Consider the following 17,867-nt stretch of genomic DNA (forward strand, 5'->3'; position numbering starts at 1 on the left):
GCACGACGTGACGATAGGCCTAACTCCCGTCCTCTCGAACGACCGCCCATGACCGATTCCGAGGCGTTCGTCGAGACCGTTCGCGAGGACAACCAGACCGCGCTCTCCCGACTGGGTTCGTCGAAGTCGCTCTACGCGGACACCGGCGGGGACATCGACACCGAACCCGTGCTGCAGGCGACCGCCGACGCCGAGCACGCCGCGTGGCGGACCTTCGCCGCGTGGGCCGACGACGAGGCCCACGACGGGGCTCGCCAGGCGTTCGAGAAGACGGCCGAGGAGGAACGCGAGCACTACGAGACCGTCCTCGACAAACTCGGCGACGACTACGAGCCCGAATCCGTGCCCGCGCTCCACGAGTACCTGCGCGGCCTCGAGACGACCGTCGAGCGCGTCGGCGCGTTCGTCGGCCGCATCGTCGCGAGCAAGCGGTCGAAGGACCAGGTCGTCGGCTACTTCGTCGGCGACGCCGATCCGCAGACCGCACAGGTGTTCCGCGAGTTCGGCAGCGATCTGGACGACCAGCTCGATCGCGCCGAATCCCTGCTCGAGACCGTCTGCGAGGACGAGGAAGACGAGGAGCGCGCGCTGGAAGCCGCCAACGGCGCGATCGAGGCCGCTTACGACGAGTACGTCGAGAACATGGAAGCGATGGGCGCGAACCCGAAGCCGGTCTGCTGATCGGCGTTCGAGGACCCGTCCGCCGATCGGCGTCGAAATCGGGTCTCGAATCCGCGAAAAACTGTTTTCCGACGGTCCGATCAGACGCCCTCGACCGTCGACCGGAACGATCGGATCGACTCGAGCGCCGTCTCGATACGGTCGGCCGTCTCTCCGCCTTCGTCGTCGGCGATCTCGGTGAGGATGTGCTCGTGGCGAGCGAGTTTTCCGTGGTCCGGCCCGCGGTCCGCCTCCGCGTGCTTGTCGAACTCGGCCGCCTGGTTTTCGAGCCGATCGCGCGCCTCGTCGTCCGAGGCCGCATCGGCTGCGTTGCGAAGCGATTCCGCCGCGTCCGCCAGGTTCTCTCGTGCCATACGCGAGGATTCGTCCGCAGGTACTAAAACAGTTGTAGAAGTTCCCGGCACCGCGGGCGATCGGTTAAAAGAGCCGATCGACCCGATCGCCGAGGTCGAGGTCGGAAACGGACTCGGGCGAGAAGTTCGCAACCGAATCGAGGAAGGTGGTCCGGTAACTCGCCGGCCCGTCGTGGTCCCGCTCGGCCGCGCGCTCGCCGGCGAGACCGTATGCGAGCGTGCCGTGGACGGCGGCTGTGAACGGATCGTCGACCGCGCCGGCGAACGCCCCGAGGGTCGCGCCGAGCATACAGCCGGTGCCGACGACCTCGCCAAGTCGCTCGTGACCCGCCGAGAGCCGAACCGCCCGATCGGCGTCCGCGACGACGTCCTCGACGCCGCTCGCGACGACGACGGCGTCGGTCGAGTCGGCGACCGAACGCGCGGTCTCCTCGATCTCGTCGTAGTCGCCGATCGACTCGACGCCCTTGACCTCGGCTTCGACGCCCGCGAGGGCGCTGATCTCGCCGTAGTTTCCTTTGATCACGTCGAACGCGACCTCGGAGAGGAGCGCCTCGGCGACGGACTGACGGGTGGCCGTCGCGCCGACGCCGACGGGGTCGAGGACGATCGGGATCCCGCGATCGGTCGCCGTCGCGGCGGCCTCGTGCATCGCCTCGACTCGGCCCTCGGGAACCTGGCCGATGTTGAGCAGGACGGCGCTCGCGATCTCGGCCATTTCGCCGGCGTCGCCGGGCGAATCGGCCATCACCGGGAGCGCGTCCCAGTGGAGCGTCACGTTCGCGACGTCGTTCATCGTCACCTCGTTGGTCAGGTGCTGGACCAACGGTTCCGCCTCCGCGATCGTTCGAAGCGAATTCGCGAGGGCGGTCCCCGTCGCGTCGATCTCGTCGCTCATGCGTCCACCCCTTCGTCGCCGGTGGTCTTTCCCGTTTCGACGGCCGCAGCGAGCGCGTCGGTCGCGGCCCGCGGATCGTCGGCCCGAGTGATTTCGGAGATGACGGCCACGCCCCCGGCGCCGGCCTCGGCGACCGGCGCCGCGTTCTCGGCGGTAATCCCGCCGATGCCGACGATCGGGATCGAAACCGCGTCGGCGAGTTCGGCGACCCGTTCCGGGCCGACGCGGTCCTTCTCCGGATCGACGTCTTTCGAGGTCGTTCCGTAGATCGACCCGACGCCGAGGTAGTCCGCGCCATCGGCGTCGGCCCGGCGGGCCTGCTCGACCGTCCAGGCCGAGCAGCCGACGATCGCGTCCGGTCCGAGCAGGTCGCGCGCGACGGCCACCGGGAGGTCCGACTGGCCGACGTGGACGCCGTCGGCGTCGATCGCCAGCGCGAGGTCGACGCGATCGTTGACGAGCAGGTCGACGCCCGCATCGGCGGTCAGCTCGCGGAGTTCGAGCCCGAGTTCGTACCGCCGGTTCGCGTCCGTCCCCTTCTCCCGGAGCTGGACGGCGTCGATACCACCGGCGATCGCCTCCCGGACGATCTCGACGGTCGATCGACCGGCCGAGAGCGACTGCTGGGTGACGAGATAGGTTTGCCAGTTCGAGGGAGTCACGGCGAATACCAGTCAGTGGTCGCACAAAGCGGCTTCGGTCGGACGATCGGCGGAGGCGTCCGATCGCTGCCAGTAGCCGACCGATGCCGCCGAGTTGGTGATCGCGAATCGTCGGGCGTCGCCGATCGTCGGACACCGAGCGATCGCCCCCGAACGGGAGCGTTTATCCCGCGGCTCCGAGACAGCATCGACGTAGGCAGACGCCCCGTGAATTCGCTTGATCTCCGGCCGACGCACGCGGTCGTGTTCGGCTCGCTCGACTCCGAAACCGAACGAGCGACGACCGCCGACGCGATCCGTGCGGCGGCGACCCGCGCCGATCGGATCGGACTCCGGATCGACCGCGAGTGCGTCGGCGACCAGTATCCGACCCTCGCGAATCGATTGCGGGCCGAGTACGATCGGGGGACGGCCGACGGCGGCTACGAGGACTACTCCACGGACGAGCCGGCGAACGAAACCGTCCTCCGCGATCTGCTGGAGATCGAGACCTGGCACCTCCCCGTGTGCGTCGGACACGTGCGCCTCGAACGCGACGGCGCTGCGTTCCTGTTGTACAACGCCGATCACCGGCAGTTCGACATCGACGGCGACAGCGCTCCGGACGCGCTCGAAGCGATCGAGGCGCCGTTCGACGACGTGTCCGCCGGCGTCCTCCCGAAGCAGACCCTGTGCGAGTGGGAACGAGACGGTACGACGTACGAACTCTCGCCGCCGAGTTTCTGCGTCGGGTCGACCTGCTTCGGACTCGGCTCGCTCGCGGGCGTCACGATCGACGACGCCGCGGCGACGATCCGTCTCCGGTGGGACGTCTCGCGGCCGTCGAACCGCGCGCTTTCGATGCTCGTGGGGGTCATAGAGCGTCTCGGACCGTCCCGGCCGACGGTGCTCCGGTTCGACTCCCGCGAGACGTTCGAGGCGGCGAGCGCGGGGTTCGAAACCGTCCGCGCCGCGCTCGCTGCGGGGGATCCGTCGAACTGACGGGGGCGAGAACGAGTTCGGCTACGGTCCTTCGAGAACCCGCCCGTTCGAACCAGCGACGCTCGGTCGTCGGTCTCGCGAAGCGTCGTCACGGCGTAGGCGTCCAGGAATCCCTGACGATCGAGGAGTGCGACGACCCGCTTGTAGGCGCGACGCCCGCGACGAGGAGCGGCGCACCGGTCCCGAGCGCTACCCGGTGCCGGGGCCGCTCGTCAGGACTGCTGCGCTCGGATCCACCGCCGGAGTTCGACGACGTACCGGCGGCCGGTGACGTACCCGCGCCGCGCGGTCGACGGCCGGAGCAGGCGGCGGATCCCGATCGCCGCCATCGTGAGCCAGAAGACCAGCGCCGCCCAGGTCCTGCTAGCGCGTTCGGAGCGGTTCACCACCGGAATCGTGAGGAACGCGGCGAACGCGAGGCCGAACGCCCCGCCTCGAGCGGGAAGCGAGAAGAGCGGCAGGTACTCGAGCGCGGCGACAAGCGGCGCGAACGCCGCGCTCGCGACCGCGCCTCTGACCAGGAGCGGCCGAACCGCCTGCGACGGGCGGTCGACCGCGAACACGTCCCCGCCGAGCCGGACGAGCTGCCAGCCGCCGAAGGCACCCAGCGAGGCGCCGAGTAACAGGACGGCGTCCGGACCGACGCCGCTCACGACGAGATTGCTCGCGCTCACGGCGATCGCCAGCGAGAGGGCGACCGTCCCCGGCTCGGTCGGATACCGGGCGATCAGTCGCTCCGCGACGAGCAAAAACGCCAACCCGGCGCCGACGCCGGCGAGGACGTCGACGAGGTAATGGACGCCCAGCGCGACTCGCGAGAAACAGACGGCGGCGACGATCGTCGTCGCGCCGACCAGGCGTCGGCGGGGCGTGCCGATCGAGAGCCGTCTGGCGAGGCTGACGTAGACGATCGTGGTCATGAGCGCGTGGCCGCTCGGAAAGCCGTAGCCGCTGGCCATCGCCGTTTCCTCGTAGAGCGGCTGGATCAGCCAGGGGAGGGTCTCGATCGCGACGAGCGGCTGCCCCGGCCGCGGTAGGGCGAAGGCGTGTTTCAGCGCCGAGATCAGCGAGAGGCCGGCCAGCGTCAGACCGACGATGACGGCGGCGTCCTCGCGTTTCTTCGCGTGAAACCAGTAGACGGCACCGACGATCGCGGCGAGAAACCAGACGTCGCCCAGCTGGGTCACGAGCGCGACGATGATCGCGGCCCACTCCGGTATCAGTTCCTGTATCGGTTCGAATTCGCCGATTCCGCGGGACATACCGGCCGGTACGATGACCGGTCACTAATCGATACCGGCTCGAACGACGGCGGAGCGAGGGCGCAGCCGTCACGGTTCGGGAGCCGAGGCGTCGGACGATACCGACGCGAGAACGGGACCGCGGAAAGTCGATCAGTACCCCTGATCGTGCGGGTTCAGCGCCGTGCCGTAGTTCTCTGCGTGGTCCGCGTAGTCGATGAACCGGGGCGCGTCGGGATCGAACGGCCGTTCGAGGCTCTCGAAGGCCTTCTTCTTGTCCCAGCCCTGGAGCTTGCCGATCGCGCTCCGGTCTTCGAGGTCGTGGTAGTCGAGCTTCGGCTCGGTCAGCTCCCAGGCCTTCATCCCCCGTTCGGTGCGGATGATGACGCTCGAGTACTCGTCCGAGGAGCCGACGGAGCCGACGGTGACGTCCGAACAGAAGCCGGTGAAGTCGGCGCACTCGTCACAGCCCTTGAGCGCGGCGTCGTGGAAGTTCTCGACGTCCTCTTCGAGGATCATCTCGCCGTCGCGGCCGTAGACCATCATCTTGCCGTGGAGGACGTCCATCTTGCCGATCTCGTCCGGCGAGATGTCGCGTTTTTCCGCCAGTTGCTCACCGATGAGGCTGTAGTAGTTGAAGTTCTTCGTACACATCAGCGCGATCGTGTAGTCGACCGCGCGGATGCCTTCGTTCTGTTTCTGGTAATCCCAGTCGAAGTCCTGGAGGGCGCGGATGCCCTCGATCTCGCAGGGCGTGCCGACCAAGGCGAGCGAGAGGTCGTCCCAGTCCTTGTCGGGGAGCTTGTGCTCCCACCGTTTCAGGTCGAGGTTGCCCAGCGCGAGCGTCTGGTTGTAGACCGTGCCGGCGTTCTCGATCAGCTCTTCTTCCGTCGTGGCGAGGAAGCTCTCGGCCTTCCACGGCTCATCTTCGCTCTCGGTCGCGATCAGCGCGCCGTCGATCTCGCCCTCCTCGAGCAGCGTGGCGAGGATGCCGGTGACGACGCCGCCGTCCTGGGCGCCCTCGGTCCAGTCGTCGTCGACCTTCGCGGAGAACTCCGTGATCGGATCGCCGGCGCCCGTGACGTTGTCCTCGCCGCCGGTGATCTTCCACTGGCGCTCGTACCGGAGGCCGCCGCGCGGACAGAAGTCCCAGCAGAGCGAACAGCCGGTGCACATCTTGACCAGCTTGGGCAGGTCGTCCTCGCCGACGCCGATCGAGTCCGACGGACAGGCGGCGACGCAGGTCCCACACTGGATACACCGATCCGCGCCGATGACCGCCTCGTCGAGTTCCATGAACCAGGTTTTCTCGTCCGGCGTCTCGATATCGTTCATCTGCGATCGGATCGAGTACTCGGGCGTGTCGAGGTCGACGCCGTCGGGAACGCCGACGCGGACGTCTGGTTCGCCGTTGTCGACGTCCTGGCTGACCCCCTCGGCGGGTTCGGTGAACTCGATCTCGCCGAGGTCGCCGGTCTCGTCGACGTTGGCCACGCCAGCTCCATCCGTGGCGACGGGCTGATCCTGTGCGGTCGCGTCTCCCGTCTTCTCGCCGCAGGTGCAGGTCTCGGGACCGCAGCTATCGCCGGTGCCGGTTTCGATCGCGCCGTCGCGAGCGTGGTCGGTTCCGTGGCGCGATCGCGGTGCGGTGCTCCCGGTCTCGGGGAACGCGACCGTCTCGTCGTCGTCCGCGTTCGAGTCGGGAACGCGCGGGAACGCGAGCTCGTCGTCGCCGTCAGTCCCCATGGGCAACACCTCGCGCGACCGGCGCCTCCGCACGCTGCATGATCGATCGGAGCCGCTCGTTGTCGGCGCGGCGACACCACTGGTAGAACTTCTCGCCGTCCTCGCGATCGTCGGCGTAGGCCTCGAACAGCTGTTCGAGCGCCGGGATCACGGCGTCGGCGGGGACGGCGTTCTCGATCCAATCGAGGAACTCGTTGTCCGCGCCGAGCGAGCCGCCGAGCCCGAAGTCCATGCCCTCGACGATGTCGGACTCGCCGTCCTCGTCCAGCTTCACCGTCTCGCCGCGGAAGCCGATGTCCGCGATCTGGGGCTGAGCGCACGACGCGGAGCAGCCGGACATGTGCATCCGGATCGCCTCGATGTCGTCGGGCACGTCGATGCGCTCGTCGAGTTCGCGGGCCCAGCGTTTGGTTCGCTTCTTGGTCTCGATGATCGCGTAGTTGCAGAACTCGTTGCCGGTACAGCCGACCGCGCCGCGGGAGAACGGCCCCGGATCCGGCTGGTACTCCTGGGCGAACGGCTCGGCGAGGAGATCGTCGACGTTCTCCTCGGGGACGTGCGTGATGAGGAAGTTCTGGTCGGTTGCGAGGCGGACGGAGGCGTCCGCGGTGCCGTACTTCTTGGCCGCGCGGGCGGCCTCGGCGAACTCGTCGCCGCCCATCCGGCCGGCGATCACGTTGAATCCGACGTACTTCAGCCCGTCTTGCTTCTGGTCGTGGACGCCGACGTGGTCGCCCTGGTAGCCGACGGTGAGGTTCTGGCCGGCTTCGGGCAGGTCGATCGTACACCGATCGCGAACGGCTTCCTCGAACTTCGCGGGGCCCATCTGCTCGACGAGGTAGCGCATGCGGCAGACCCCGCGGTTGTGGCGATCGCCGAGCTCTTTGAAGGTCTGGGCGACGGCGCGGCAGAACTCGACGGCGTGCTCGGGTCGAATGAAAGCGTCGAGTTCCGACCCCATCCGCGGCCCGTCGGAGAGGCCGCCGCCGACGCGGGCGTGGAAGCCGTAGTAGTACTCGCCTTCCAGTTCCTTCTTCGCCGGGACGAGGCCGATGTCGTTGATCTGGGATTGGGCGCAGTCGTGCCGGCAGCCGGTGATCGTGAGCTTGAACTTCCGCGGGAGGTTAGCGTACTCCCGGTTCTCGGTGAAGAAGTCGGAGACGGCGTCGACGACCGGCTGGGCGTCGAAACACTCGTGATCGTCGAGGCCGGCAGCAGGACAGCCGAGGACGTTCCGGGCGGAGTCGCCACAGCCCTGAACCGTCGTCAGGCCGACCTCGTCGTAGCGCTCCCACATCTCGGGGACGTCCTCGACGCGGATCCAGTGTTTCTGGATGTCCTGTCGGGTCGTGATGTCGAGGTAGGCGTCGCCCCAGAGTTCGTTCTGTTCCTCGCCGCCGTACTCCTCGGGCGCGACGGCGTAGTCGGTAGCGCACTCGCCGATCACTTCGGCCTGCTCGGGCGTGAGGTAGCCGCCCGGCACCTTGGTCCGAATCATGAAGTAGCCCTCTTGTTTCTGGGCGTACATGCCGGCCCACTTCAGACGCTCCCACTCACCGCCGCCGGCGCGCTCTTCGATTTCCTCGAAGGAGAGTTGCTCCTCGGCGTAGTCGTAAACGTCGTCGATCACGTCGAGGGGGTGTTTCTCCTGCTTGTACCGCTCGGTCGTGTTCATGTCGACCACCGCCGGTGCGCGCCGGCAGTCGTCGCGATCGCGCTGTAGCGAAAGATCATCGTTTGACGGGGTATCTCACCCCGTGCGTATACCCCCCCGCAAACAGGCGAATCATGACGACGGTCGTCCCCGGCGACAAATATTGCCACTACTCTCGCACGCCCGCCGACGGTGCCGTGGCAGATCCGCCCCGACCGGCCGGGAGACGACGGGCGCCGGCGCGACGCGGAGCGGTCCCGTCGTGGGTACCGGCAAGCGGTGCCGGCGCAGGAAACTGCTCGTCGGGGTAGCACGACCGGAACCGAGCGGCCGAGCGAGCACTAGCGATCGCGCTGACCGGCCGGACATTACAGCTTTTCACACCAGATAGATAGCAGGTCACAGTATCGAACAGATGGCGGGTCGTTCGCAGGAGGGAACGAACACCTCCGTCCGCCGTAACAGGACGGCGATCGTCGCGCAAGCCAGCGAAAAGAGCGTCAATAATTCGTCCGTAGGACCGAACACCGGGGTCAGGTATATGTAGGTGGTAAAGAACACGCCGCCGAACAGGATCGCATACGCCGACAGCCCCCACGAATAGTTCCGGAGCCACGACGGATACGTAATTCGTCCGCGACATCGCAGGGCTAGAAGGGCCGCTGTGAGGACGGTCGCCAGAACGTGGCGCACCAGGAGCGGCGCTTCTGCGGCGTCCGAAACCACGGCGGTTACGGCCCCGAGCACCAGCGCAGTGCCGGTTACGACTGGAAAGAACGTGACCGCGTAGCGGACCACTTCGTCCCAGACCGCCACTTCAGCCGAGCGATACCTGTCCATCTGGATCCGCGATCGGAGTATCGTAGCTCCGGCGAGCGAGCCGACGATCGCCGTGAGCAGTACGGACCGGAGATACCTCGATTCGCCCACGATGGATCCGTCGAAAATCACGCTGTAGATGGGAGCGAAAAGGAGCGTACTGGTGTACGCTCCGAAAAAGGCGAACCAGAGAATCTCTCTTCGATCCCGAATACGAGTCTCACGGCCTGCCATCAGTATACGAGCGCTTCGAAAAGAAGCGAAATAACCCTACTCCTCGGCGGTGAGCAGCCGATCGGCCATCTCCTCGGGATCGAACCGCTCCAGATCGTCGTAGCCCTGGCCGACGCCGAGGAACAGAATGGGTTTCCCAGTTACGTGGGCGATCGAGATCGCCGCACCGCCGTTGGAGTCGGCGTCGGCCTTGGTCAGGATGGCGCCGTCGATCTCGGCGGCTTCGTCGAACTCGCGGGCCCGGTTCACGGCGTCCTGGCCGGCGACGGCCTCGTCGACGAACAGCGTCATGTCGGGACCGACGACGCGGTCGATCTTCTCGAGTTGATCCATCAGCCCCTCGTTGGTGTGGAGTCGGCCGGCCGTGTCGCCGAGGACGACGTCGACGTCGTTGGCCTCGGCGTACTCGACGGCGTCGTACAGCACGGCGGCGGGATCGCCGCCCTGCTCGTGGCTGATGAGCTTCGTGTCCAGCGCGTCGGCGTGCTCGCGGATCTGCTCGTTGGCGCCGGCGCGGTACGTGTCGCCGTTCGCCATCACCGTCGAGTAGCCCCGCTCCTCGAAGTAGCGGCTGAGCTTTGCGATCGACGTGGTCTTCCCGACGCCGTTGACGCCGGTGAAGACGATCGTGACGGGTTTGTCCTCGACGGCGATGCGCTCGTCGAAGTCGAACTGGCCGACGCTGATCACGTCGTAGATCGCGTCCCGGAGCGCCTCCTCGACCACGTCACCCGTAGAGGTCGTGAACGTCCGGGTCTCGCCGACCAGCTCGTCGCGGATGTTGTCGATGATCTCCTGGGCGACACCCATCTCGACGTCGCTCGAGAGCAACGCCAGTTCGAGTTCGTCCAGCGGGTCCTCGAGGTCCTCCTCCTCGATGACGAACTTGCCGCGGACGAGCGACTTGGCCTTCCGCCCGAAGCCGATCCCGCCGACCGACTCGTCGTCGGCTGCACCCTCGTCTGTGTCGGCCTCCTCGGCATCGGCGATCGCCTCGTCCGCCCCGGTTGCGCCCTCGGCGTCTGCCGCATCTTCGAGATCGAGATCGGACGCACCTTCGGAGTCGAGGTCGGCGCCGGAGTCCGCGTCGAACTCGGCCGTCGGATCGGGCTCGGCTGCCGCGTCGGCCGCAGCCGCGGCTTCGGTTTCGGTCTGCGGATCGGCGTCGGCTCGCCGATCGACCCCGGCGGTCGCCGTCTCGGCCGTCGCCTCGCCGGTCGTCTCTCGAGCCTCTGGTTCCGCTGCGGCGTCCACCATCGGCCGATCGGCGTCCGGCTCTTCGGGGACCACCTCGCGCTCGTCGGCAGTCGCACCGACGTCGTCCGCGGCCGGCGCTTCGGCGTCGCCCTCGTCGATCGCGGCGTCGGCCTCGAGCGTCTTCTCGTCGAGTTCCTCCTCGTCGAGATCTTCGACGTCCTCGATCTCCTCGACGTTCTCTTCGGCGGCCTCTTCGGCGTCTTTGCGGAAGCTCCCGAGCTTCTCCTTCAGGTTGTCGAACATGGGTGTCGATCCCTAGTGACCCGGTTATTCGTCGGGGTTCTGGCCCTGTTGTCCCTGCAGCTGCTGCATCTGCTGTTGCATCGCCTGCTGCTGGAGCTGCTGAGCCTGCTGTTCGAGCTGATCGCTTTCGGTCTCGAGTTCGGAGATCTCCGAGGTGACCTCGTCGATCCGATCGTCGAGTCGCTCCTTTTTGTTCTCGAGGGCGTCGACGGCGCCGTCCTGTTCGAACTCCGCGGCGTAGTCAGCGCCGAGTTCGACGATCACCTCGTCGATGTCCTGGATCTCCGCGCGGAGGTACGCGCCGCCGCCGAGCGGGACCTGGACGGTCGACCCCGATTCGAGGGTCTCGAGCGCGTCGATCGCCTCGTCGGCCTCGCTTTTCTCCTGCTGGATCCCTTCGACGTCCTCCTGGAGGATCTCGATCTGTTGTTGGATCTCCTGGAGTTCCTGGGAGAGCTGCTGGAGTTGTTGCTGGCTCATTATTCGCCGACCTCCTCGAGTTCGATCTCGGTGCGCTTGACGCCGTGTCGACTCCCGAGCTGCGAGAGGACGTGTTCGCGGGCGACGTCCTCGTTCACGGCGTCGATCGTCGTTTCGAACGCTCGGTACCCATCGCGGTTCTTGTACCGACCACTGACGGTAAACTCACTCATGTCATCCACTCCGGCAGGCAGTCGGAAGAATCTTCCCTTCCCGCTCGACGGGCCGATGGCGGCGATCGACCCTACCGGCGGAACCGTTTTCAGACCGATCGTCGAACGATCGGCCATGAGCGAACTCGACGCCGAAGCGCTGTTGCCGAGCGAACGGATGCGCCAGGGTGCCTTGGCGGGCGACGTCACCCAGATCCACCGCGGCCACCGGTACGCCGAGGAGGGCGAGACATTCGTCATCGACGGGACGACGTTCGAAGTGACCGAGGTGACCGAGCGCACGCTCGGCGACTTGACGGACGAGGACGCCCGGGCCGAGGGGATGGAAGACCTCGACGCCTACCGGCAGTTGCTCGATCGCGCCCACGACAACTTCGAGTGGAACGACGACAACGAGATCGTGCTCCACCGGTTCGATCAGCGCTGAAACGACGTTCGAGGGACGGAACGGCCGATCGAACGCGAGTCAATCGAAGCCACTGACGAGCGTCGCGACCCACTGGGCCGGATCGTCGCGGCGACGGACGTCCACGCGTTCGATCCACTTCACCCACTGGAATCCGCGCCGACCGGGCGCCACGAGCCGCATCGGGGCCCCGTGGCCGTGGCTGAGTCGCTCGTCGCCCACGTGGGTCGCGAGGAGCGCGTCTCGGGCCTCGTCGATCGGCAGCGACCACCGGTAGCCGGTCACCGAGACGAACCGGACGTACCGCGCCTCCGCCCGGACCTCGGCCGCGTCGAGCAGATCGCCGACGCGGACGCCGCGCCACTTCTGGACGGTGTACCAGCCGCTCGTGCAGTCCAACAGGGCTCGTTTCTCGCCGTCGAGCGCGAGGTCGCCGTAGGCGGACTCGATCGGCGTCTCGACCTCGCCGCGGACGGTCAGCGTCCAGTCGGCCCGATCGATCGGCTCGGGATCGTCGGCGACCCACGAGGTGATCGGAAAGCCGTCGTTGCCGTCCCCGTCTCGCGGCTGCGAGCCCGTGAACCGCCGATCGGCGCCGGGCGTGTCGAGGACGCGGTTCGCGAGTTCCTGCGCCCGGTAGGTGAACGCCCCGCCGATCAGCAACGCCCCGTACTGGAGCGTCGTCCGGCGGCGGTCGAAGTCGGTTCGACGCGGGAGCCGAAACCGGGTCGTGAGGTGCCACAGCAGCAGCGGGACGAGGGCGAGTCCGAACCCGACGTGGACGCTCAGGAGCGTCCAGTAGGAGAGTCGCGCGTCGAGGCCGACTACCCAGAGGAGGCCCGTCCCGATCGCGCCCGTCGCCGCGAGCAGGGTGAGCACCGACAGGAGCGTGGAGGGGCGCCACTGCCCGCGCCGGGTGAGTCGGTACCGAACCCGAGCGAGTTTGAACCCCAGCAGCGCGATCAGCGTCAGGCCGAGAATCCGGTGGAGCCAGAACAGCGGCCACCCCGACGCCGTCCCGACCGTAAACGAGACCAGCCCAGAGACGGCTTCGAAGACGACGATCGCGAAGATCGACCAATCGACCAGCCGCGGGGGCGGCCTGACGGCGTCGAGCGCACGCCTCGCGGGATCGATCGGGCCGGACACCATACGGTAACGTAGGAGTCGCGCGGGAAGAAGTGTTGCGGCGCCGTCGAGCGCCGCGGCGCGCTCGCGGAGCCGACCGGACTCGAACGGCTCGCGACGCTCTCGGGTTCCGCGATCGACGGACGCAAAATCGACGGTCGCGCCGATACCTCAGTCGAGATAGCCCAGCGCGTCCTCGATCCGGCCCAGTTCCGGCCCGGTCGTGTCCTCGCCGACGACGTAGCCGGCCTCGTTCGCGAGCAGCCCGGACCCGACCAGCGGCGCGCCGTAGTTGATCGTCCCGACGTCGGCCCGGACGTCCAGAACCTCCTCCAGCAGGTCCAGTTCCTCGTCGGTTGCCTTCGGGTGACAGAGCACGCCCGAGTTCGTTGCAACCCCGGCGGTGCCGACGGTCCGGACCCCCGCGAGATCACCGCGTTCGACGGGTACGTCGAGGGTATCCTGGATGATCCGGACCGTCTCGCGGGGCAGATCCGGATGGACGTACGCGCCGTAATCGTTCGCCAGAACGACGTTCCCGGCGGCGTTGATGTTCCCCGGCAGTTCCGCGATCGGGACGTCGACCTCGTCCTCGAGGCGCTCGCGCTCGTACTCGAGGACGCGGGAACTGACCAGCAGGCCGTTCTCGTTCCCCGTCGCTAGCGCGCCGACCGTCGACGAACCGCCGACGGTCGTCTTGACGGCAGGCACCTCGAGTTCGTCGGTCAGGTCGGAAACGACGTCGTCGTCGACGTCGGGACGAACGAGTACGCACGAGTCGGTCGTGCGGGCGAACACCCCGACGTAGGCCGACCCGGCGAAGGCGAGACGTTGCAAGTTTACTCGGCGACCTCGGCCTCGACGACGGCCTCGCCCTCTTCGTCGAAGCGGGCCGCACGGACGCGAAGCTTCCGCGGCGGATTCGATCGGCCCTGCGACCAGACGGTCTCGTTGATCGAGGGGTCCAGTCGGATGGCGTCCTCGTCGACCGCGAAGTGCTTCGCGAGGTGTTCGCGGACGAGTCGCATCGCGAGATCGGCTGCCTCGTGGTTCGCGCCCTTCTTGACGTCACGGAGCGGGACGGTAACGACGCGCTCCTCGAAATCACTTGCACTCATGGTTTACTCGTCGGTGTCGTTGCGCCGCCAGTTACGTCGCTTCGGGTTCCGGGTGACTTCCATGTCGGTCTTCATCATGACCCAGGCCGGAACGCGGCTGTTCTGGTTCTCGAGTTTGGCAAGACGCTTCTTCTTGCCCTTCGATTTTTTACCCATAGTGGCCGGACGTAGCCCACGCTGGCTTAAAATCTTGTCCATCTTACCGGCGATCGCGACCTTCGACGTTCGCGCCGTTCGGCTCACACCGGTCTCGCGAATTCGACCGCGATCGCCGTTCGTAGCCGCGCGCGATCGATAGCAAAACGTATTCGTCGTCGATCGGCCGAACCGAACGATACCTCCGCTCCGACGACTTCGACGGCGACTCTTTCGAACGCACCCGCCGACGGCGACGCGGATCGAGCAGCTCGTCGACGATTGAGTCGCTGGCGGGTCCGCGAACGGTGGACGGTCGCACCCCTACCCGGAGGCTGGCTGGTCGTTCGCCAGCCGATCGCGGACGTACTCGAGAAACCGCGTCACCGCCTCGAGCGTCGCGTCGCTCAACTCCGTCGTGTACTCGACCTGATCGACAGCGGCGTCCGGATCACCCTCGTGGATCCGATCGATATCGGCACAGCCCGTCCCGGGCCAACGGGTCCCTCCGTTGATGCCCGCGACATCTGGACCGGCGTAAGCCGTCGCCATCGGCGATACGCGGAGGGTGCCGTCGTCAGTTCGGACGGCGGTCCCGAGGTCGTGATCGCACTCCGTTCCGCCGATCGCTTCGGCGATCGAGGGCGAGATGAGCGTGTGCAGGGTCTCGTGAATGGCCATGTTTCGGCTTACCACTCGCGAGTCCCAGACCTCCGTCGCGCCGAGGTTCACGGCCGTGTACGCGCCGTCGCCGAGGACCCGTCCGAGTCGATAGAGATCCGGGTGCGTGCCGCCGTAGCCGAGTCGGTAGTTCAACGGCGCCCACGCAAAGAGCACGTGTGCGGTCGATTCCGCACCCGCGCCGACATTGCGGCCGCGCACCTGATCGCGGAACACGCTGAGGACGGTGTCCCGCGACGGGATGATCGATTCCGCGGACGGCGACGCCTCCGAGAGCGGATACTGGACGAGATCGCCGCGCTCGAGGCGAACGTCGAATTCCGTGAGTCGCGACTGACGCGACGCGTACGAGAGCACCTGGTTCAGCGCGTCCTCGATCGCCGCAAACGCGTCCCGAAACGGCGGTGGCCAGTTCCGGGTGATCCCGCTGAACCCGTATCGCGCCCACGCGCGTATCGAGACCGGGCCGGGATAGACCCGCACCCGGAGCGGTGCTTCACGTGTTGTGACCCCGCTCGCGTCGACGCTCGACGTGGCTGCGGCTCCGCCGATCGCGGCGAGCAGTTCCCGACGCGTCGGAAACCGACCGATCCCGCCTGTCTCCTCCGACATCATCGAGCCCTCCCGTGCCATCCCGCCGAGGTGGCTGACGCTGAAACGCCGATTTGAGCGACCATCCTACCAGAAGGGCTACACTGGAGGGCGTTATCATATTCATTTCTGTATTGTCTGAAAGACACCGTGTACAGACAGTTTACCGTGACTATCTCCCGCCAGACGGAGTCGTAAGTGCTGCCTAATTGTGGCTAATTTGACGAAACTCGGGTGGCGCGATTACTCGAGCGAGAACCGTTCGACCGCCGAATAACGCGGCCCCGCGTCGGTGAGCGTGCTCTCGGTCAGCCGAACCTCGTCGACGTGCATCTCGCCGACCGTCGGGTCGCGCTCCCGTATCACTTTTTGGACGTGATCTTTCCCTCCGGCGTGTTCCATCCGTGCGAGGGTGACGTGGGGCGTAAAGTCGTGGCTTTCGGGATCGAATCCCATCGCCGTCGTCCGGTCCTCGATCGCTTCGTGGAGGCGGGCCAGTTCGTCGCCGCCCGCCGCGACGCCAAGCCAGACGACGCTGATGTAGTCCAGGCTGGGGAAGACGCCGAGACCGCCGAACCGCGCGGTGAACGGGTCGACGTCGGCGTCGTCGACAGCGGCGGCGAGTTCGTCCTCGAGCGCGGGGAGTCTGTCGCCGGCGACGTCGCCGAGGAACTTCAGCGTGACGTGGGCCTGCTCGGGATCGGTGAGGGTGAGGCCGCTGGCCTCCGCGAGATCGTCCTGAAGGTCGGCGATCGGCTCCGCGAGATCGTCGGGCAAGTCGGCGCTGACGAACAACCGCATACGCGACACTCGAACGGGAAGCCTATTCAACGGTTGCGTGAGCGGTCGCCGTTTGATGTAGCTGGGAGGAGAACGACGGGTATGGCCGACACCTTCGTCATCGTCGGCGGCGACGCGGCGGGGATGTCCGCCGCGAGCAAGGCGAAACGGGACGACCCCGACCTCGACGTCGTCGTCTTCGAGCGGGGCGAGTGGGTTTCCTACGGCGCCTGCGGGCTCCCCTACTACGTGAAAGGCGAGATCCAGTCGCTCGAGGCCCTCGTCTCCGTGACCCCCGAAGAGTTCCGCGAGGAGCGCGACATCGACCTCCGGACGGGCCACGAGGTCGTCTCGATCGACCCCGACGAGCGCACCGTCACCGCCGAGAGCGAGGCCGGCACGGTCACGGAGTCGTACGACCACCTGCTGCTCGCGGTCGGCGCCGCGGCCGTCGTCCCGCCAATCGAGGGAACCGATCTGGCGGGCGTCTACACCCTCGGATCGATGAGCGACGGGAAGGAACTCCGGGAGTACGTCGCCCGAGCGCGGGACGGCGAGTCCTTCCAGCAGCCCGATCGGGGACCAGCCTGTCGGTACCTCGAGGACTGTGCGGGCCCCGTCGGCGTCGTCGGCGGCGGCTACGTGGGGATCGAGATGGCCGAGGCGCTGGCCGCGAACGGGTTCGAAGCCCACCTGTTCCAGCGCGGCGATCGCGTCCTGAAGACGTTCAGCGAGGCGACGAGCGAACGGATCGCCGACCACCTCGGCGACCAAGATGTCGCGGTCCACTTCGACGCCGACGTGCGAGAACTAGCGAGCGACGCGGCCGCGTCGGGCGGAACGGACGACGAGACGGTCGCGGCGATCGTCACCGACGACGATCGGGTCCCAGTCGAGATGGTTCTGCTCGGCACCGGCGTCCGTCCCCGGACCGGCCTCGCCGAAACGGCGGACGTCGAACTCGGGCCGACGGGGGCGATCGCGACCGACGAGTACCGGGAGACGAACGTGCCCGACGTCTACGCGGCGGGCGACTGCGCCGAGGCCAGGCACGTCGTCACCGGCGACCCGACGTACGCCCCGCTGGCACTGACCGCGAACCGCCACGGCCGCGCCGTCGGTCAGACCGTCGCGGGAACCCCCACCGAGGGCGGCGGCGTGGCGGGCACGGCAGCGATCAAGGCGTTCGACGTCGAGGCGGCCCGAACGGGGATCCTCGACCACGAGGCGGCCCGGGAAGCCGATTTCGATCCAGTGAGCAAGACGATCGAGGCGAAATCTCGGGCCGGCTACTACCCCGAGGGAGGGACCGTCACCGTCACGCTCACCGCCGATCGGAACACCGGGCGCGTCCTCGGCGCGAGCCTCGCCAGCGAGTACGGCGAGGGTGCCGTGCACCGAAGCCACGCGATCGTCGCCGCGATCACGAACGGCGCGAGCGTTTTCGAACTGGAGAACTACGATCTCGCCTACGCGCCGCCGTTCAACACGACGTGGGATCCCGTGCTCGTCGCCGCGAAAGTCCTCTCGGGGACGTTGCGGTGACCGGGTCGGTCGGCGATCTCGGATTCGGTCCGTTTCGAGCACCGCCGCGACGGCGCCGGTC

The 17,867-nt window shown here is 67.3% G+C and carries 20 protein-coding genes; 4 read left to right on the forward strand and 16 right to left on the reverse strand.

The window, feature by feature from the left end; all coding sequences use genetic code 11:
* Positions 1-48: 48 nt before the first annotated feature.
* Positions 49-681 carry a rubrerythrin family protein gene (locus tag MUH00_RS08440; RefSeq protein ID WP_247003651.1) on the forward strand — a complete coding sequence of 211 codons (633 nt, stop codon included), beginning with the start codon at positions 49-51 and terminating at the stop codon, positions 679-681.
* 80 nt (positions 682-761) lie between these two features.
* On the opposite strand, the gene MUH00_RS08445 is transcribed toward MUH00_RS08440, so the two are convergent.
* The 3 genes from MUH00_RS08445 to thiE all read right to left on the reverse strand — a co-directional run bounded on the left by MUH00_RS08445 (position 762) and on the right by thiE (position 2,594).
* Positions 762-1,034: a DUF7553 family protein gene (locus MUH00_RS08445; RefSeq protein ID WP_247003652.1), complete on the reverse strand. Its 273-nt coding sequence runs from the start codon at positions 1,032-1,034 to the stop codon at positions 762-764.
* 64 nt (positions 1,035-1,098) lie between these two features.
* Complete coding sequence (gene thiM, locus MUH00_RS08450; protein ID WP_247003653.1) at positions 1,099-1,932, reverse strand: hydroxyethylthiazole kinase; 834 nt, start codon at positions 1,930-1,932, stop codon at positions 1,099-1,101.
* On the reverse strand, positions 1,929-2,594 hold the full coding sequence (thiE, locus tag MUH00_RS08455) for a thiamine phosphate synthase (RefSeq protein ID WP_247003654.1): 666 nt from the start codon (positions 2,592-2,594) through the stop codon (positions 1,929-1,931). The genes thiM and thiE overlap by 4 nt, the downstream gene beginning before the upstream one ends.
* A gap of 207 nt (positions 2,595-2,801) precedes the next feature.
* Here thiE and MUH00_RS08460 point away from each other — a divergent pair, with 207 nt between their 5' ends.
* The gene (locus MUH00_RS08460) at positions 2,802-3,575 is read left to right on the forward strand and encodes a hypothetical protein (protein WP_247003655.1); all 774 of its coding nucleotides are present in this window, start codon (positions 2,802-2,804) and stop codon (positions 3,573-3,575) included.
* Between the two features lie 212 nt (positions 3,576-3,787).
* Here MUH00_RS08460 and MUH00_RS08465 read toward each other — a convergent pair whose 3' ends face one another.
* The 7 genes from MUH00_RS08465 to rpl18a form a co-directional block, all read right to left on the reverse strand.
* Positions 3,788-4,837 carry a phosphatase PAP2 family protein gene (locus tag MUH00_RS08465; protein WP_247003656.1) on the reverse strand — a complete coding sequence of 350 codons (1,050 nt, stop codon included), beginning with the start codon at positions 4,835-4,837 and terminating at the stop codon, positions 3,788-3,790.
* Between the two features lie 132 nt (positions 4,838-4,969).
* The gene (locus MUH00_RS08470) at positions 4,970-6,562 is read right to left on the reverse strand and encodes a Coenzyme F420 hydrogenase/dehydrogenase, beta subunit C-terminal domain (protein ID WP_247003657.1); all 1,593 of its coding nucleotides are present in this window, start codon (positions 6,560-6,562) and stop codon (positions 4,970-4,972) included.
* Positions 6,552-8,237, reverse strand: a complete 1,686-nt coding sequence (locus MUH00_RS08475; protein ID WP_247003658.1) for a nitrite/sulfite reductase — start codon at positions 8,235-8,237, stop codon at positions 6,552-6,554. The genes MUH00_RS08470 and MUH00_RS08475 overlap by 11 nt, the downstream gene beginning before the upstream one ends.
* A gap of 378 nt (positions 8,238-8,615) precedes the next feature.
* The gene (locus MUH00_RS08480) at positions 8,616-9,146 is read right to left on the reverse strand and encodes a hypothetical protein (protein WP_247003659.1); all 531 of its coding nucleotides are present in this window, start codon (positions 9,144-9,146) and stop codon (positions 8,616-8,618) included.
* A gap of 159 nt (positions 9,147-9,305) precedes the next feature.
* The gene (gene ftsY, locus MUH00_RS08485; RefSeq protein WP_247003660.1) at positions 9,306-10,769 is read right to left on the reverse strand and encodes a signal recognition particle-docking protein FtsY; all 1,464 of its coding nucleotides are present in this window, start codon (positions 10,767-10,769) and stop codon (positions 9,306-9,308) included.
* Between the two features lie 24 nt (positions 10,770-10,793).
* A complete protein-coding gene (gene pfdA, locus MUH00_RS08490; RefSeq protein ID WP_247003661.1) occupies positions 10,794-11,249 on the reverse strand; it encodes a prefoldin subunit alpha in 456 nt (151 codons plus the stop codon).
* Entirely contained in the window at positions 11,249-11,422 is a 174-nt protein-coding gene (gene rpl18a, locus MUH00_RS08495; RefSeq protein ID WP_247003662.1) for a 50S ribosomal protein L18Ae, read from the reverse strand. Before rpl18a ends, pfdA begins: the two co-directional genes overlap by 1 nt.
* A gap of 115 nt (positions 11,423-11,537) precedes the next feature.
* On the opposite strand from rpl18a, the gene MUH00_RS08500 reads away from it, so the two are divergent.
* Positions 11,538-11,849: an ASCH domain-containing protein gene (locus tag MUH00_RS08500; protein ID WP_247003663.1), complete on the forward strand. Its 312-nt coding sequence runs from the start codon at positions 11,538-11,540 to the stop codon at positions 11,847-11,849.
* Between the two features lie 39 nt (positions 11,850-11,888).
* On the opposite strand, the gene MUH00_RS08505 is transcribed toward MUH00_RS08500, so the two are convergent.
* The 6 genes from MUH00_RS08505 to thpR all read right to left on the reverse strand — a co-directional run bounded on the left by MUH00_RS08505 (position 11,889) and on the right by thpR (position 16,282).
* Positions 11,889-12,980 (reverse strand): molybdopterin-dependent oxidoreductase, encoded by a 1,092-nt coding sequence (locus MUH00_RS08505; protein WP_247003664.1) that lies wholly within the window; start codon positions 12,978-12,980, stop codon positions 11,889-11,891.
* 147 nt (positions 12,981-13,127) lie between these two features.
* Positions 13,128-13,793 (reverse strand): translation initiation factor IF-6, encoded by a 666-nt coding sequence (locus tag MUH00_RS08510; protein WP_247003665.1) that lies wholly within the window; start codon positions 13,791-13,793, stop codon positions 13,128-13,130.
* A gap of 2 nt (positions 13,794-13,795) precedes the next feature.
* Positions 13,796-14,074: a 50S ribosomal protein L31e gene (locus MUH00_RS08515; protein WP_247003666.1), complete on the reverse strand. Its 279-nt coding sequence runs from the start codon at positions 14,072-14,074 to the stop codon at positions 13,796-13,798.
* Positions 14,075-14,077: 3 nt separating this feature from the next.
* Positions 14,078-14,230: a 50S ribosomal protein L39e gene (locus MUH00_RS08520; RefSeq protein WP_247003667.1), complete on the reverse strand. Its 153-nt coding sequence runs from the start codon at positions 14,228-14,230 to the stop codon at positions 14,078-14,080.
* 303 nt (positions 14,231-14,533) lie between these two features.
* A complete protein-coding gene (locus MUH00_RS08525) occupies positions 14,534-15,502 on the reverse strand; it encodes a hypothetical protein (protein ID WP_247003668.1) in 969 nt (322 codons plus the stop codon).
* A gap of 222 nt (positions 15,503-15,724) precedes the next feature.
* Entirely contained in the window at positions 15,725-16,282 is a 558-nt protein-coding gene (gene thpR / locus MUH00_RS08530; protein WP_247003669.1) for an RNA 2',3'-cyclic phosphodiesterase, read from the reverse strand.
* Between the two features lie 81 nt (positions 16,283-16,363).
* Between thpR and MUH00_RS08535 the strand changes: the two genes are divergently transcribed.
* Positions 16,364-17,806 (forward strand): FAD-dependent oxidoreductase, encoded by a 1,443-nt coding sequence (locus MUH00_RS08535; RefSeq protein ID WP_247003670.1) that lies wholly within the window; start codon positions 16,364-16,366, stop codon positions 17,804-17,806.
* Positions 17,807-17,867 lie beyond the last annotated feature (61 nt).

Origin of the sequence: Halosolutus gelatinilyticus, from assembly GCF_023028105.1 — an archaeon.
GTDB classification, from domain to species: domain Archaea; phylum Halobacteriota; class Halobacteria; order Halobacteriales; family Natrialbaceae; genus Halosolutus; species Halosolutus gelatinilyticus.

Excerpts from the sequence above, each read along its gene's own strand:
- MUH00_RS08440 (WP_247003651.1), top strand. The coding sequence starts at position 49 with ATGACCGATTCCGAGGCGTTCGTCGAGACCGTTCGCGAGGACAACCAG.
- MUH00_RS08445 (WP_247003652.1), bottom strand. The coding sequence starts at position 1,034 with ATGGCACGAGAGAACCTGGCGGACGCGGCGGAATCGCTTCGCAACGCA.
- thiM (WP_247003653.1), bottom strand. The coding sequence starts at position 1,932 with ATGAGCGACGAGATCGACGCGACGGGGACCGCCCTCGCGAATTCGCTT.
- MUH00_RS08465 (WP_247003656.1), bottom strand. The coding sequence starts at position 4,837 with ATGTCCCGCGGAATCGGCGAATTCGAACCGATACAGGAACTGATACCG.
- MUH00_RS08470 (WP_247003657.1), bottom strand. The coding sequence starts at position 6,562 with ATGGGGACTGACGGCGACGACGAGCTCGCGTTCCCGCGCGTTCCCGAC.
- MUH00_RS08475 (WP_247003658.1), bottom strand. The coding sequence starts at position 8,237 with ATGAACACGACCGAGCGGTACAAGCAGGAGAAACACCCCCTCGACGTG.
- ftsY (WP_247003660.1), bottom strand. The coding sequence starts at position 10,769 with ATGTTCGACAACCTGAAGGAGAAGCTCGGGAGCTTCCGCAAAGACGCC.
- pfdA (WP_247003661.1), bottom strand. The coding sequence starts at position 11,249 with ATGAGCCAGCAACAACTCCAGCAGCTCTCCCAGGAACTCCAGGAGATC.
- rpl18a (WP_247003662.1), bottom strand. The coding sequence starts at position 11,422 with ATGAGTGAGTTTACCGTCAGTGGTCGGTACAAGAACCGCGATGGGTAC.
- MUH00_RS08500 (WP_247003663.1), top strand. The coding sequence starts at position 11,538 with ATGAGCGAACTCGACGCCGAAGCGCTGTTGCCGAGCGAACGGATGCGC.
- MUH00_RS08505 (WP_247003664.1), bottom strand. The coding sequence starts at position 12,980 with ATGGTGTCCGGCCCGATCGATCCCGCGAGGCGTGCGCTCGACGCCGTC.
- MUH00_RS08515 (WP_247003666.1), bottom strand. The coding sequence starts at position 14,074 with ATGAGTGCAAGTGATTTCGAGGAGCGCGTCGTTACCGTCCCGCTCCGT.
- MUH00_RS08520 (WP_247003667.1), bottom strand. The coding sequence starts at position 14,230 with ATGGGTAAAAAATCGAAGGGCAAGAAGAAGCGTCTTGCCAAACTCGAG.
- MUH00_RS08525 (WP_247003668.1), bottom strand. The coding sequence starts at position 15,502 with ATGTCGGAGGAGACAGGCGGGATCGGTCGGTTTCCGACGCGTCGGGAA.
- thpR (WP_247003669.1), bottom strand. The coding sequence starts at position 16,282 with ATGCGGTTGTTCGTCAGCGCCGACTTGCCCGACGATCTCGCGGAGCCG.
- MUH00_RS08535 (WP_247003670.1), top strand. The coding sequence starts at position 16,364 with ATGGCCGACACCTTCGTCATCGTCGGCGGCGACGCGGCGGGGATGTCC.